This window comes from Flavobacterium sp. P1_E4, from assembly GCF_056405915.1.
This window is the reverse complement of sequence record NZ_JBFUBE010000003.1, coordinates 377,572-393,419: the sequence shown is the minus strand read 5'-3', so window position 1 is coordinate 393,419 and position 15,848 is coordinate 377,572. Positions and strand designations below refer to the sequence as shown.

Genomic DNA, 15,848 nt, shown 5'->3' with positions numbered 1-15,848 from the left:
CCTTTGATACTTTGTATTGCAAAACCCAGCTTGGTGAGGTCAATAAATTCCACAAAAGCATCTATAAAACGAACTTGATTATCGGGACTTATAGCGTCTTCTAAACTAGAAAAACGCATCTGATGACGGGAAATTCCTGTGATATGCTGCATTCTTAAAAATACGAAAATTCCTGTTTTGACACAACTTTTTTGTTATATTTGGTGATATACAAACGGAGGTTTTTTCACAGACTGACGTTGGCGGAAACCCAAACAAAAGAATGGAAGACAAAATTTCGATTACATATAAAAATTTAATAAAATTCTCAGATTCTATTTTGAGTTTAGGAAGCCCAATAATAGACAATCGAATTGAAGAGTTTGAAAATATAATTGGATATAAACTGCCGAAAGATTTTAAGTGGTTTATTGAAAAAAATAATGGCTTTTCTTTATTCGGAAATGAAGTTAATGGACTTGGAGAAGAGTTTTTAAACGCTTCACTTGACAAAGTTTATATTTTTGAACATTCAGAAGTTGAAAATCCAATGCCGAAATATTTTTTGCCATTTTCTCCTGATGGTTATGGAAATCATTATTGTCTTGATTTTTCTCGAATTGAAAATGAAATTTGTCCAATTGTTTTTTGGCAACACGATTTTAAATACGAAAACTTAACTGAAGTTGAAACTTGTAATGATAGTTTTGTTGATTGGGTCAATGAAGTGTTAATTGAGTGGACACTTGAAGAATATAATTATGATGGAACTGAAAAGTAAAATGGGCTACCCGCCAACACACGCTACAAGCAATTTGGGTATTAGGCTTAATTTGAAATTGGTTATTTATTTGGATGATTTGGCAAATCCGAAGAATGGGCTTAATTTAGTCCAAAACCTTCTAATTACCAGACAGTTGGTAGTGATTCTAGAAAATGAGAAAAACAATAATAATATTAGCATTAGTTTTAACTGTAATTTCTTGCAAACAGAAATCCAATAATTATGAAAAATTAATTATCGGCGATTGGAAAAGTTTTTACGAAATCCCAAAAAAAACATCAAATAAAGATATAATTATATTTCCACGGAGATTTAACCCATTTGGAGAATCTGGTTATTCATTTTACAAAAATGGAGAAGTTGAGAATAAAACCGGATATTTTGATTTAACCGAAAAAGATAATGATGGACGAACTAAGAGAAAGTTTTTGGGGAGCTATACAAAATACAGAATTCAAAATGACAGCCTAGAAACGTTTGATTTAAAAGATAAAAAGTGGGTAAATATTAAAATAATTAAACTTACTAAAGATTCTTTAATTTTAGAATACGATGACAAATCAAAAGGAAATTTTTTAAAACAAAACTTTAAAATTGACTCACTTAATTCTTTCGACAAAGTCATTGTGTCAACTTCTGGATGTTATGGGACTTGTCCCGTTGATGATATAATGATTTCCAAAAATGGAGAAATTGAATATTATGGAAAAATGTATGTTAATCAAAAAGGATTCTGCAAGTCTAAAATTAGCAAAAAAGACTTCATTAAAATTGAAAATAATTATAAAAAAGCAAACTTTATAAACTTAAAGGATGATTATATTGCAAGTCGCACCGATGCGATGACTATTACGACTACATTCATTAAAGATGGTATAATTTTAAAAACTATAACCGATTACGGAAACGAATCACCAACGGAAATGAAATGGGCAACTTTACCAGTTGTTTTTCTCAATCAAAATATTAAACTGGAAAGAAAAAACGAATCCAAAAAATTTATCGATTTTGAGTACGTACGTTTTGTAAATGGCAAGAAAGTTTGTGAATTAACTAAATCTGAATCTTTCTATTTAAAAAGTCTTTTGCAAAATTCCGAAGAAATCAAAAAAGACTTCAAAGTAAAATATACAATTAAATATTGGGCAGATGATAATGAAAAGAAGGTAGAAAGCGATGGACAATATTTTAAATTTGAAACGAAAAAGGGTGAATTTACTACACTAAATCTTGGCTACAATTTTTTAGAAAAAAATGGCTTATCAAAAAGAATAAGAGATAAAACCGAATATGATTAAAAGTACTACTGCCAACAGCTACAACGGATTTGGGCAATAGGCTTAATGGAAAGGTGGTTTTGTATTTGGGATGATTTGACAAATCCGAATAATGGGCTTAATTTAGTCCCAAACCGGCTGTAGTCGATAAGGGATATGCTATCTGACGAAATTTTATCACAAGAAATGAACATTTAATTGATAGATACAATGACAAGGAATTTAACTATTGCAAGCCGACTTCGGGAAGTTTTCCTAAATGGACATTGGATTGCTAACACAAATTATAAGGAGCAAATACTAAATGTGAATTGGCAGCAGGCAACTCAAAAAGTTGGCAATTTGAATACTATTGCGGCTCTGACTTATCACATAAACTATTATTTAGCAGGACTATTGAACGCTTTTGAAAAAGGGAAGCTTGAAATTAGTGATAAATATAGTTTTGACCTACCGCCAATTAAGTCTGAAGAGGATTGGAATAAATTAGTTACCGACTTTCTGAATAATTCCGAAAAGTTTGCAGACAAAGTTGAACAAATGAATGATAACATTTTTGATCAGCCATTTGTAGACGAAAAGTATGGAAGCTATTTGCGAAATATTGAAGGTGTTATTGAACACAGCTATTATCATTTGGGACAAATTTCTTTAATCAAGAAAATGATAATGCAAAATTAATCATAAGCACTTTTCACAGGTGTTCTTTTGATTCCGTTTTCTGGTGATACGCTGTAAACGCTTAATTGTGTTCTCTGAAATAAGTAGTACACGACGCAGACAATCACCCGAAGAAGGTTTCAATGTTTGTAACCTAAGCCCAATTATTGCTATTTTTTCTTCTTTTAATAATGGCCAAGAAGCAGAATATTTCCCCTTAGCCCCGATTGCAGTGAAAATCCTTTTGTGTCTCGTCTCAAACGAGACACAAAAGATTGCAACGGAAAGCGGGAGCCATATTGCCTAAAAAGCCAAATGTTTCTGCTTCAAAAAATCAATAATCGAATTCTGTTAAAATACTTTGAATAATTCTTCCCAGTTTACAGTACTGTCCAATTGTGGAAGTCCTTTGAATTGCTCTATTTGTGAAAGATTTTCAATTCTAAAAGCGTCTTGAGTAGCATACGGTACTAAGCCTTCGTTTTGCAGTTTTTCGGCCAGATAAATTTGTTCATATTGCCCTGGAGTTGGGATGAAAAAAGCTTTTTTGTGGAGTTTGACCAAGTCCATAATCGTAGTATAACCTGATCGACAAAGCACTTTTTCACTTTCGTTAAAGGTTTGTTCCAATTGGCGGGTTTTCATGAAATTATAGTAGGTCACATTTCCTATTTGTTCTTTTTTTTGCTCGTTTTCGATAATGCCTTTTACGAAAACTACTTTTCCTTCATAGCGTTTTACTTCTTCGGTAAGATGAGCTTCCAAGAATCCTCGTTGCGGTTCAGGCCCGGACAAAATAATCATTAAATCATATTGAATAGGCAATGCCATTTTGTGCATGCGGCTCAATGGACCAAGATAACGTAAGTTTAGAGAGTTGTTTTCCAGATGGCCTAGTTTTCCTGTTAGGTTCAATTGACTATTTACATCAGGTACCCAGCAGGCATTATATTTTTGGATAATGTATTGGTGTAATTTACTCGTAAACCAAGTGGTGTTTCCAGTCATTACATTCAATTGATGAGTGATAAATACGGATGGAATTTTATTGCTGATAACCCCCAATCGATTATCGGATATGATTCCGTCTATTTCATATTTCTGAATCCATTTTTTTACAATTCTCTTTTCTTCCCGGATTGCTTCTAGCATTCTTGGGAGGCTTTTTATCAGTTTCCATTTGAAATTTTTACCGTTTTTGGCATATTCAATTTGGTAGGAAGGCAGTTCAAGGGTTTTTAAATAAGGGAATTCTTTTTTAAGTAACTCAAGGGCAATTCCATCTGAAGCAATAATTGGGGTAAAATTATTTTCCTGCAAAGCTTTAATAATAGGAATGCAGCGGGTAGCATGACCCAGTCCCCAATTTAATGGGGCTATCAAAATAGTTTTATTTTCGGAATTTAAATTCATGTGTCTGTCTTACAGTTTATTTGTAAGGCGAAAGATAATGGATGCTTTGTTTTTTAATGTTTGCAATGTATTACTAAAAGATTAATTAAATAAGCTGAGATTTTCTATGCTAAAGTACTATTGAAAAACGATAGTAAGCAAAAAAGGCTAACCAATTTTGGATAGCCTTTACAGTATTTGAAAAAACAAGTTTATTGTTTGATATAAGTTTTGTTTCCGTTTGAATTGATGTAGTATTTACCCCCTTGTGGTCCAGTATATACTTTTTTGCCGTTATAGTATTCTCCTGATGCTTTATCAGCTGTTTTTACGGCTGTTTTGGTAACTTCTTTTTTGGTTGTGGTAGTTTTGTTTGTTGTCGTTGTTTTTGCTTTATCAGCAGTTGCTTTGGAATCTTTGGCTACTTTGTCTGTAGTTTTTTTAGCTTCTGTTTTTGTTTTATCAGCAGTTGCTTTGGAATCTTTGGCTACTTTGTCTGTAGTTTTTTTAGCTTCTGTTTTTGTTTTATCGGCTGTCGCTTTCGAATCTTTGGCTGCTTTGTCCGTTGTTTTTTTGGCGTCCGTTTTTGTTTTATCTGCCGTCGCTTTAGAATCTTTGGCTACTTTATCTGTTGTTTTTTTGGTATCTGTTTTTGTTTTATCGGCCGTAGCTTTCGAATCTTTGGCTGTTTTTTCCGTTGTTTTTTTAGCGTCAGTAGTTGTTTTCGTTGCTTTTTCTGTAGTGGTCTTTTCTTGAGTTTTGCTTGTTTGTCCGTAAAAAGTATTTGATACAATAAATAAGAAACTCAATAACATTAATTTTTTCATATCTGCCTAGTTTTTAGATTAAACCTAAATTTACTACTTTATTTTTAAATATTGGATGTAAGATAGTTAAAAATAAGCCCTTAGCTCCACACTCCCCGTGTGAATAGCATCACTTACTTCGCTTTTTCGGCCTTGATAAACAAAATTTAAATCTAAAAATTTTGTCAAATTCATTTGAAAAAGAGTTCTCCATGTTATATTTTGTCCTCTTTGCAATCCTTCCAGCATTTGGTATCCAGCCGAAGAAAACTCATTGCCTACAAAGTCATTTTCATACAAAGAGATTTCTCCGTTTACGTTAAACTTAGAATTGCCAATGTAACTAAAGGAAGTGCCAAAGCGATTTTGGGTTAAAGTATCCAAAGTGCCAATCTGATTCTCCTTGTTGATGTATTCATAAAAAAGGTCTAAGCTAACGTTTTTGGAGAAAAGGTAACTGATTTTTGGAATCCATAAATAGCCTTCAATAGTATAGTTTTTTTCGGCAAATGTTTGGGACTCTGTTGCGGTTTGGATGGTTTTTGCGAGTATATCAAACAGCCAGCTTTTTTGTAATAAGTGTTGGTACTGCAACTGATGGAAGCTGTTTTTGTTTTGGATGGTTCCGACAGACAATAAATTTTGAGTTTCGTTTTTGGTAAAAGTATAAGTAACCGAATTGTCTCTTTTCCCTCTATTGTACGACAAACTATTCGTAAAGGTTTTGATGAGTCCCAAAATGTCTTCCGAAGACGATTCAAATGGATTTAGTGCTAAATGTTCTCCATTATTTTTAATCTTTTGATCCATAATAAAGGAAGTCTGCATATAAAAATAGGATAGTGCTTTCTTGAACGGACTGCTATTTTGCCAAACAATAGGATTGATTATGAAGGACTGGGAAAATCTGTTTTGGTTGGTTTTAATATAAATCTGATTAGGCAAAAAGATTCTGGTATAGGTCGCCAAATCCGAAAAAGGTGCGATTTCAAATTCTTCCAAATCCTTTATTCCATTGCCATTGTAATCATTCCAAGTGTATTTTCCCTGTCCGGCGGGAACTTCAACATAAGTATAATCCTGAAAAGGCATTGTTCCAGAATTAGTTTCGTAAAGTGTATTACTTTGAATCAATTTATTGAAAAACTGGTCATTGTAAAGCATTTTTGCATTTAGTGAAGGTGTTGTTTTTAAAGCAGGATCGGTGTAGTTTAATTGTCTGTAGTTTACGAACAATGATAAATCACGAGTCTCGGTTTGAAATAATTTGGTTTGCAAGTTATAACTATTTGAGGTGTTTACTCTTTTCAACAAACCGTTTTGAACACTGTCGTTTACTCTTTTTACATAACCTAATTGGACATAAACTTTGGTGCTGTCGCCATGGCCGGCATAGATTCCGTATTCTGAAAAGCGCTGACTGAGCAAAGAGAATTGTTGTGTTACTTTATTTTTTTCTTGATTATCTTCAAAACGGAGCGTACTACCAATCCAGTTTTTTTTGGAATTGTAGCGAACATGCGAAAAGTTTCTCAGAAATTTTGAAGTGTTTTCCAGATCATCACTTTTTAAATAACTTCCGTCACTTTTAATACTCCAATCAGTAAATTCAAATCCTGCGTTGAGGTTGTTTTTTACACCCGAATACGTATTGGAAAGATCGAGTTTTTGAAAAGCGTATGTAATTGTTGCTACATTTTTGGAATTTTCATTTGGTATTAAATTAAAGTTCAACCTCGTTCCCAATAAACTTTGGTCTCCAATTGTTGTCGTGTTTACATTCCAGTCTCGGTAGAATTCGATACTATTGATGCGCTCTACAGGTTTGAAATCGGCTTCTATGCCTTGATAATTGAAGAAAGCATCAACATTCCATTTTTTGGAATACAATCGCTGCTTGGCGTTAATTTCGCCCGACAATCCTTGATTGTTATTGTCGTCTTTTGTGGAGAATAAGTTTTTATCACTATTACTGACCGCCAATTCAAAATCGACAGCTGTTTTTTCTGAAGGGTTGTATTTTCCAAAGAAAGTCGCTACTTGCGATTTTATAGGAGCTACTAATTGTATGATAGGTTCGTAGTTTCCTTGTGGAATTCCGTTTACTGGTGCGATATATTCAAATATTTTGTCAACGCTGGTAGGATTTGTCAATATGTAATTTCCTTTGGCTTGACCGATAAGAGTAAACTGAACATTGTATAATTCGTCATTAGGGTTAGTGGAATATTCATAAATCGTAGCCGTGCTAAGGATGGTCTTTTTATACTGTATCTTCTTTTCGTCATAGGTGTCAGGAGCTGCCGATGGAGCAATCATCATATTGGGATTGTCTCCGGCATTCGCCAAAATTTGAGCTTGTTCACTGGAAAGATTTTGCTGAACGGGTTGGTTTTTCAAATCATTTTCAGAATAAACTGCAGCTCCAAAATTCCATTTTTTATCGGTGTAACTTCCACCGTCATAGGTTATGAATCGGGTGTAATTGTTTTCAGAATATTGGTATTCTACCACAATTCGCATTTCGGAAGTAATGGGAAACTGGGGATTGAATACTATTTCTCCCGAATTATAATCGATAATGTAGTCGAAGTTTTCGCCTCTTTTTAATAAAACGCCATTAACATATACCCGCTCCGATCCAATGATGACCAAAACATATAATTCACCATTTTGTCCAACCAATTTATAAGGACCTTGATTCCCTTCCTGTCCTTTGAAATTACTGCTGGCATAATTTCCGGTAACCAGTCCACCCGATGCAAAAACATTGATTTTACTGTCTTCATCTCCAAAATTGACCGTGGCGGATAATCCTTGAATTTTTTTGTTAAAAGTAAGGAATCGGGTTGTATTGTTACCTATGAAGACATCGCCAGCACGAACATTCCAACTGTCCGTAAAAAGTTCCATGAAAATGTTGTCATACTGATTCAGCCGTTGCGAATAACTTCCTTCCTGGACTGGAATGTTTGTGTCTTGAATCGAAGCTCGAATACTGACTTTTTCGGATATTTTACCCGTGATTTGAAAATCTAGATTTGAATTGACCACCGCATTTTGATTGTTACCAATGGTAACGCCTCTGGAAAGACTTCCTGTTGCCAAAAGACCATCAAAAGGAATATTTTTTGGAGCCGAAATGCTCTCCATTTTATACAAATTCTGAGTGGTGGCATCGTTGTCAATGATTTTACTACTGTCGTAAATAGTATATTCTTTGGTTAAAATATCCGGTAGTTTTAAGTAATGAACCGTTAGGGAATCAGTGGGCGAGCCGTTTTGGTTTTTGAATAAAAGATAACCTTTCGGAAAGTCGATTTGATATAAAGTACTGTCAATGATCTGATTTTTGGCATCTAATACTTTGAAATAACTGGAATTGATGCTTACGGATTCCAAGTGAATAGTATCGGTCGTAAAAGCTATTTTTTTGGTAGTGTAAGTCGAATCTATTTCTTGAGCCTGAAGCCCAGAAAAATAAAAAATGACAACCCAAAATAATACCTTTTTTAGCATAAACAGTATAACTCCAAAGTGTCAAAAATAGTGTTTATTATTTTTATAATGTGTTAATTAGTCGATGTCCAAATTCGAGATATTAAAAATGATTTTAAGGATTGAATTTTAGATAATAAGACACGTTAAAAAATAAAAAAAATGGAAGCCGAATTCTCAACTTCCATCTTTAATGGTAATTAGTTTTTTGGTAATGTATTAATTTTCTTTGGTTACAATTTGCATTGTTTCTCTACTCACTTGTTTCAAAAGAACAGTTTTGTTTTCTTCTACAGTTTGAGCAGCGTTTTCATTAAAATGTCTAATGGTGTATAAAGTAACATTTTCGGTAAAATCTACTTTGAATTTTTTGGAAAGAATAGCATTCAATTCATTGAAGTTTCCAAATTTATCTTCCACACAAACAGAAAAACTAATCGCAGAATTTTGGATTAAGTTTACTTTTAATTTGAATTGGTGAAATAAACCAAATATCTCGCTGATATTTTCTTCCATGATGAAAGAGAAATCTATCGAAGACAATGAAATCAATAATTGGCTTCTTTTTACAATGAAACATGGTAAATAAGGTTCCAAATCCACTCCTTTGGAAACGGCAGTTCCTTTTAACAATGGATTGATAAATGATTTTACATATAATGGAATTTCCTTTTTCTGTAAAGGTTGTAATGTTTTTGGGTGAATAACTGATGCACCATAAAATGCTAATTCGATGGCTTCACGATAGGATATTTGATTCAACAAACTTGCATTTTCAAAATATCTTGGATCGGCATTCATAACTCCAGGAACGTCTTTCCAGATTGTTACGCTTTCGGCATTAAGGCAATAAGCAAAAATTGCGGCAGTATAATCCGAACCTTCACGGCCTAAAGTGGTAGTGAAATTATTTTCATCAGAACCCAAGAATCCTTGAGTGATGTTCAGAATTTTGCGTTTAATGTTGTTGGCAATATTTTTCTGCGTCAATTCCCAATCTACTTCCGCATCTCTATAAGTTGAATCTGTTTTTACAAAGTTTCTAACATCAAGCCATTGTGTTTGGATACCTTTGAAAGCCATAAAGTGACTCAAAATAGTAGTCGAAATCAATTCTCCGAAGCTTACGATTTGGTCGTAAACAAAATTGTAATTTGGAGATTTATTATGAGCTAGAAAATATTCTAAATCAGCAAACTGAGCATTCACAGCGGCAAAAACTTCATTTGTTTCATCTTCAAACAAATCCAACAAGATTTGATTGTGGTATTTTTTTACTTCTTGCACCGATGAATTCAATTCTGGAGATTTGTCAAAATAGTTTTTGATAACCTCTTCCAAAGCATTAGTTGTTTTTCCCATTGCCGAAACAATCACTAATACATCTTCATAACCTACTTGTTGCAAAACGTCGTAAACGTTTTTGATACCAGCTGCATCTTTTACGGAAGCACCACCAAATTTAAATACCCTCATTTTAATTTAGATTTTAGATTTCAGATTTTGGAATTTCTCCAAAACGAAATCATATTTTAATTTTTTTAATTTTTTAATTTGTTGTCCAAAAAATAGTTTATTGCATTTTCATCCATTTGTGCAACTCTCCATTCATCTAACACTTTGGCTCCTGATTTTTCATAAAAATCAATAGCTGGTGTATTCCAGTCCAAGACATTCCAATCAATTCTTCGAACTTGATCTTTCTTAGCCTGTTTGATGATTTCAGAATACAAAGCATAACCCAGTCCGGTTCCGCGCATGCTATCTTTAACTACTAAATCTTCCAAATGGATCGTTTTTCCTTTCCAAGTAGAGTATCGGTAATAATATAAAGCAATACCAACAATTTCCTTTTCAATCTCGGCAACAAAAACTTGAAACAATGGATTTGTTCCAAAACCGTCACGAACCAGATCTTCTTCGGTAATTAAAACGGCATCTGGCTCTTTTTCGAATACTGCCAGCTCCTTAATTAAGGCTAAAACGCCATGCATGTCCTCTTTTTCTCCTTTGCGTATTTTCATGATTTCGTATTATTATTCTTGAATTCTATTAAAAAACAGCCAAATAGCAACTAGTTTTTGTGGAATATGTAGCAAATATACAATACTGATAAACTATCTAAGTATTATTCTTTTCAATTTCACAAAAAAAACGATATTTGTGACTTCAAACTAACTACATCGATTTCGTAATGGAAGAAAGAAACAAGACACTAGGGGAATTTATTATTGAAAACCAAAAAGCATTTCAGTATTCATCAGGTGAATTATCCAGGATTATCAACTCAATTCGGTTGGCTGCCAAAGTGGTCAATTACAAAGTAAACAAAGCTGGATTGGTTGATATCGTGGGAGCAGCAGGTGAACAAAACATTCAGGGTGAAGATCAGCAAAAATTGGATGTGTATGCCAATGAGATTTTTATCCAAACTTTAATCAACCGCGAAATTGTTTGTGGTATAGCTTCGGAAGAAAATGACGATTTTATCACAGTTGAAGGAAGCGATAGCAGTCATAACAATAAATACGTGCTTTTGATGGATCCGTTAGATGGTTCGTCTAATATTGATGTGAACGTTTCGGTAGGAACTATTTTTTCGGTTTATAGAAGAGTAACACCTATAGGAACTCCAGTTACATTAGAAGATTTTTTACAGYCGGGAACTCAACAAGTTGCTGCCGGTTATGTAATTTATGGAACATCGACTATGCTTGTGTACACAACTGGTCATGGCGTAAATGGATTTACATTGAATCCTGCTATTGGAACATTTTATCTTTCACACCCTAATATGAAATTCTCTGAAGACGGAAATATATATTCCATTAATGAAGGGAATTATGTTCATTTTCCACAAGGCGTGAAGGACTATATTAAATATTGCCAGTTGGAAGAAGAAGATCGTCCTTACACGTCTCGTTACATAGGAAGTTTAGTTGCCGATATTCATAGAAATATGATCAAAGGCGGGATTTATATTTATCCGACAAGCTCAAAAGCTCCAAAAGGGAAGTTACGTTTATTATACGAATGTAATCCTATGGCATTTATTGTAGAGCAGGCTGGAGGAAAAGCTTCGGATGGTTTTGATAGAATAATGGAAATCCAACCTACAGAATTGCATGAAAGAGTACCTTTCTTTTGCGGTAGTATAAAAATGGTTGAAAAAGCGGAAGAGTTTATGTATAAAGCAAAACTGAGTAAATATTAAACCGAGTAAAAACCAAATAGTAAACCAAAAAAATAGCTCCCATTTTGGGAGCTATTTTTATTTATACATATTTTTCATTTCGTATAAAAAAGTTTCGAGATCTACATTTTTGTCGACTAGTTTCAGTGCTTTGTCTACAATGTAATTAACATTTCCTGGAGTGAACCCTAAAGCTAAACCAAATTTCACCATTAGATGTTCTTGTAAGTCTCCTAGTTGGTGGTCACGGTGAACGATTCTTGCCAAGTTGTATAGACTTTCTAGTCTTTCAATATACAAGTAAGGTGCATTGATCGGATATTTTGAAGGGTCTTTTAAAATTTCTTTATATTCTGAATCCGAAATTTGTAGACTCACAGCTAATTTATCCAAGAATTTCTGCTCTTGTTCGGTAATATTGCCACCAGCATGAGCGACATGTACAATTGCTGCAAAATGACCTCTGGCTTTTTGGATGGTTTCGCTATTAAATAAATCTGAAAACGGCATAATCTTAATGTTTAAGGTTTGATATAAAGATAATTAATTTTTTAATAATGATTTTTGTTTTTAATGACTTTTTTGTACGATTGACCTCTAATTTTTTATTTTTTTTGAGAATGATTTATTTAATCAAATATTCCATTTTCAAAATTAATCGTAAGTTTACAACCCCATATCAACTTAATTAATTTATGATGTCAGAATTTTTGATTTACTTTCAAATAGGATTGAAACACGTACTGGATATACATTCCTATGATCATGTTTTATTTTTAATTGCGTTGTCAATTCCTTTCTCTTTCAATGACTGGAAAAGGATTTTGCTTTTGGTAACTGTGTTTACTTTAGGGCATACAACAGCATTGTTTCTTTCTGTTTTTGGAATTATTTCAGTTAAAGTAAATGTGGTAGAATTACTCATTCCTATTACAATATTAATAACGGCTCTCTATAATTTGTTTACAGCTGGTAAATCAGGTAAAAATGATAGTGTCAATTTAGTTTTTATAATAACGCTTTTCTTTGGAATTATCCATGGATTGGGATTTTCTAATTATTTTAAAACAATATTGGGAGGTAGCGCCAGTTCGAAATTATTACCAATGGCCGAATTTGCACTGGGAATTGAAGCCGCTCAAATTGTAGTGGTAATTGTTGTGCTTATTTTGTCGTATATTGTACAAACGGTATTTCGTTTTTCAAAACGCGATTGGACACTAGTAATGTCGGCGTTTATAATTGGGGTAGTGTTGCCTATGATTCTGGAAAGTGAAATCTGGAAAAGATAATTCAAAATATGAAATCGCCATTAATAACAAGTTTGTTGCAAACAAACACCAATAAACAAAAGGCGATAACATATATGACCTCTAATAAATATGGTTTACATATATGAATAAAATAAAATTAAACAAATACGACAAAGCCTATCTTAGAATAGCTACAGAATGGGGTTTGTTGTCCTATTGCCAAAGAAAAAAAGTAGGAGCCATTATTGTAAAAGACCGTATGATTATTTCAGATGGGTATAATGGAACTCCTTCGGGATTTGAAAACTGTTGTGAAGACGAAGATGGTTTGACTCGTTGGGATGTTCTCCACGCTGAAGCAAATGCGATATTGAAAGTGGCCAGATCAACTCAATCCTGTGAAGGGGCGACTTTGTATATTACGCTTTCGCCTTGTAAGGAATGCAGTAAATTGATTCATCAATCGGGTATAAAAAGAGTGGTGTATCACAATGGATACCGTGATGATTCAGGGATACAATTTTTAATGAAGGCCGGTATAGAAGTAGAACATATTCCCGTTTTGGAAGATTAGGAAATAGGCGTTCGATTGTTGATTTTGGAGCAGAAACATTAGGCATTTTGGGAAATATCGTCCCGTTTTTTGTTTCAATCTTTTGTGCTGAACCCCAGCACAAAAGGATTTTCACTTCAACCGGGGCTAAGGGTTAGAATTTGTTTTTTTTGCCATCATCAAAAAAAGAAAAACAGTAATAATTTCACTCTGATTAGAAAAAAAATGAAATTCGATAATAAATATTTACCCATACTTATTGGGGGCATTTTTGCCCTTGGAATTTTTATTGGTAGTTTGTCAGGTACTCCTTCGTCCAAATCTTTTATAGCCAAAAAGAATACCAAAGAAAAACTCAACAAACTGATTGACTTCATTGATAGCGAATATGTAGATGATGTCAACACCGATTCTATTGTAAGTCTTACGGTAAATAATATTCTCGCAAAATTAGATCCTCATTCAGTGTACATTCCACCAAAAGAGCAAGCCGAGATAGCCGAGACAATGAAAGGTGATTTTGTTGGGATCGGGATTAATTTTTATATGCACAATGATTCTTTAGCGGTTATAAATCCTGTAAAAAATGGGCCTTCTGCAAAAGCGGGAATAAAGGCAGGTGATCGGATTTTATACGCCGATAAAACCAAACTGTTTGGTAGAAAATTACCTAATGATAGTTTGTTTTCTACTCTAAAAGGTAAGGCGGGTTCGCAAATCGAATTGACGGTTTATAGAAAATCCGAACATAAGAAAATGAATATAACCATAAAGCGCGATGTTATTCCTTTAAAAAGTGTTGACATAGCAATGCTTTTGGATAAAACTACAGGTTATATCAAGATTAACCGTTTTGCCGAAACTACTTATGATGAGTTCAAAAAAGGGTTGGCTTCTTTGAAAAAACAAGGCATAAAAACACTCGTTGTTGATGTTCGGGATAATGGAGGTGGTTATATGGAAGAGGCCATCGGAATTGCCGATGAGTTTTTGAAAGACAAGGAATTAATTGTTTTTACCAAAAGCAAAAAAGAACCAACAGAAAAAACATATGCCACAGAACAAGGTAGTTTTGAAACCGGTAATGTATTTGTTTTGATTAATGAAAACAGTGCTTCGGCGAGTGAAATTTTGGCTGGAGCTATACAGGATAATGATCGCGGAACGATTGTAGGTAGACGTTCATTTGGAAAAGGATTGGTACAACGTGAAATGGATTTCAATGACGGTTCTGCTGTTCGATTAACCATTGCAAGATATTATACGCCAACAGGAAGATCTATTCAAAAGCCTTATTCCAAGGGGAATGAGGAATATTTTAAAGAATCGGATTCTCGTTTCTTGCATGGTGAGCTTTATAAAAAAGACAGTATAAAAGTAGTTGATTCTCTAAAGTTTAAAACCAAGAAAGGCAAAATTGTTTATGGCGGTGGCGGAATTGTGCCTGATGTTTTCGTGCCTTTGGAAGCGGAACACGGAGCGGAAAATGTTTCTTATTTATTGCAGTCAGGAATCGTAGGACATTTTGTTTTTGAAGAGCTAGACAATGACAGAAGTGCATTTGCTAAATTGACTTTCGAACAATTTAAGATAAAAATCAACGCTACCGATTTGTATTTTAATGCTTTCCAGAAATACCTTTCCCAAAACGGGTTGGAGGTTGATTTGCACAACTATAAAATATTGGTAAAAAGATATGTCAATGCAGAGTTTGCAAGACAATTATATGGTGACATTTATTACTATGAAATGGTTTTGAAAGAAGATGCCATGATAAAAGCGGTCTTGAAGCAAAATTCAAAACTTCAAACGGTAAAGTAAATTTAATAAGTATAAAAAGTAGTTTATTTTCTAATGCTATCGTGGGAATGAGTCTGAATTCCCTCGTTCCATAAAGTAAGTAAATCTGTAGCGACTGCGGCACCACTTCCAGCAGCAATAGCCAATTGGCTTCGCCAGCCTGCGAGAGTTCCTATTACATAAATTCCATCGGCTACTTTATGGTCAATATTCTTAAGCTGAATCCTTTGTTTTTCAGGAAGGGCTTTTTTATGCGGTTCCACAAACTGCATTAAACCCTCGATAGCAAAAGTATTGGCTGAACCAATGCCAATTACAATAGTAACAGTTTTGTAAGTGTTTTTGTTTGTAATAACTGTAAATTCGGGATACTGACCTTCTATTTTTAATACTTTTTCCTCAGGGATTTGAATAATATGGGGATAAGTACTGGATAAATTATCGATGCTCTCAATTAGTAATTCCGAACCTAATTTTCCTGGAGGAATTCCGTAAGCATTGTTGAAAAGGGCCTCTTGAAGAGATGAAGTCTTTTGATGCGTTAGAATTCCGATTTTCTTAGACGTAACAAATGATTTGTTTTTGGCAGAACCTAGTACCATGGCGCATGATATTCCGGAAACGCCGCCGCCTATAATTAATACGTCAAACAC

Annotated in this window: 14 protein-coding genes; 7 read left to right on the top strand and 7 right to left on the bottom strand. The window is 33.8% G+C overall.

Annotated elements, in window-relative coordinates; genetic code table 11:
• Positions 1–262: 262 nt before the first annotated feature.
• The 3 genes from AC1DY0_RS05270 to AC1DY0_RS05260 all read left to right on the top strand — a co-directional run bounded on the left by AC1DY0_RS05270 (position 263) and on the right by AC1DY0_RS05260 (position 2,721).
• On the top strand, positions 263–760 hold the full coding sequence (locus AC1DY0_RS05270) for an SMI1/KNR4 family protein (RefSeq protein WP_477187605.1): 498 nt from the start codon (positions 263–265) through the stop codon (positions 758–760).
• 155 nt (positions 761–915) lie between these two features.
• Complete coding sequence (locus tag AC1DY0_RS05265; protein ID WP_477187604.1) at positions 916–2,061, top strand: DUF6438 domain-containing protein; 1,146 nt, start codon at positions 916–918, stop codon at positions 2,059–2,061.
• Positions 2,062–2,250: 189 nt separating this feature from the next.
• Positions 2,251–2,721, top strand: a complete 471-nt coding sequence (locus AC1DY0_RS05260; protein WP_477187603.1) for a DUF1572 domain-containing protein — start codon at positions 2,251–2,253, stop codon at positions 2,719–2,721.
• Positions 2,722–3,051: 330 nt separating this feature from the next.
• Here the strand turns inward: AC1DY0_RS05260 and AC1DY0_RS05255 are convergent, their stop codons facing one another.
• The 5 genes from AC1DY0_RS05255 to AC1DY0_RS05235 all read right to left on the bottom strand — a co-directional run bounded on the left by AC1DY0_RS05255 (position 3,052) and on the right by AC1DY0_RS05235 (position 10,420).
• Complete coding sequence (locus AC1DY0_RS05255; protein ID WP_477187602.1) at positions 3,052–4,113, bottom strand: glycosyltransferase family protein; 1,062 nt, start codon at positions 4,111–4,113, stop codon at positions 3,052–3,054.
• A 191-nt stretch (positions 4,114–4,304) separates the two neighbouring features.
• Positions 4,305–4,919, bottom strand: coding sequence for a hypothetical protein (locus tag AC1DY0_RS05250; RefSeq protein WP_477187601.1), 615 nt, complete (start codon positions 4,917–4,919; stop codon positions 4,305–4,307).
• Between the two features lie 66 nt (positions 4,920–4,985).
• On the bottom strand, positions 4,986–8,417 hold the full coding sequence (locus AC1DY0_RS05245) for a hypothetical protein (RefSeq protein WP_477187600.1): 3,432 nt from the start codon (positions 8,415–8,417) through the stop codon (positions 4,986–4,988).
• A gap of 198 nt (positions 8,418–8,615) precedes the next feature.
• Positions 8,616–9,872, bottom strand: a complete 1,257-nt coding sequence (locus AC1DY0_RS05240; protein ID WP_477187599.1) for an aspartate kinase — start codon at positions 9,870–9,872, stop codon at positions 8,616–8,618.
• A gap of 65 nt (positions 9,873–9,937) precedes the next feature.
• Complete coding sequence (locus AC1DY0_RS05235; protein ID WP_477187598.1) at positions 9,938–10,420, bottom strand: N-acetyltransferase family protein; 483 nt, start codon at positions 10,418–10,420, stop codon at positions 9,938–9,940.
• A 170-nt stretch (positions 10,421–10,590) separates the two neighbouring features.
• Here AC1DY0_RS05235 and fbp point away from each other — a divergent pair, with 170 nt between their 5' ends.
• Complete coding sequence (fbp, locus tag AC1DY0_RS05230; protein WP_477187597.1) at positions 10,591–11,610, top strand: class 1 fructose-bisphosphatase; 1,020 nt, start codon at positions 10,591–10,593, stop codon at positions 11,608–11,610.
• 57 nt (positions 11,611–11,667) lie between these two features.
• Here fbp and AC1DY0_RS05225 read toward each other — a convergent pair whose 3' ends face one another.
• Complete coding sequence (locus tag AC1DY0_RS05225) at positions 11,668–12,099, bottom strand: TerB family tellurite resistance protein (protein WP_477187596.1); 432 nt, start codon at positions 12,097–12,099, stop codon at positions 11,668–11,670.
• 188 nt (positions 12,100–12,287) lie between these two features.
• On the opposite strand from AC1DY0_RS05225, the gene AC1DY0_RS05220 reads away from it, so the two are divergent.
• The 3 genes from AC1DY0_RS05220 to AC1DY0_RS05210 all read left to right on the top strand — a co-directional run bounded on the left by AC1DY0_RS05220 (position 12,288) and on the right by AC1DY0_RS05210 (position 15,216).
• Positions 12,288–12,881 carry a HupE/UreJ family protein gene (locus tag AC1DY0_RS05220; protein ID WP_477187610.1) on the top strand — a complete coding sequence of 198 codons (594 nt, stop codon included), beginning with the start codon at positions 12,288–12,290 and terminating at the stop codon, positions 12,879–12,881.
• A gap of 103 nt (positions 12,882–12,984) precedes the next feature.
• Entirely contained in the window at positions 12,985–13,416 is a 432-nt protein-coding gene (locus tag AC1DY0_RS05215) for a deoxycytidylate deaminase (RefSeq protein ID WP_477187595.1), read from the top strand.
• Positions 13,417–13,620: 204 nt separating this feature from the next.
• On the top strand, positions 13,621–15,216 hold the full coding sequence (locus AC1DY0_RS05210; RefSeq protein ID WP_477187594.1) for a S41 family peptidase: 1,596 nt from the start codon (positions 13,621–13,623) through the stop codon (positions 15,214–15,216).
• 23 nt (positions 15,217–15,239) lie between these two features.
• Here AC1DY0_RS05210 and AC1DY0_RS05205 read toward each other — a convergent pair whose 3' ends face one another.
• Positions 15,240–15,848 carry an FAD-dependent oxidoreductase gene (locus AC1DY0_RS05205; RefSeq protein ID WP_477187593.1) on the bottom strand — a complete coding sequence of 203 codons (609 nt, stop codon included), beginning with the start codon at positions 15,846–15,848 and terminating at the stop codon, positions 15,240–15,242.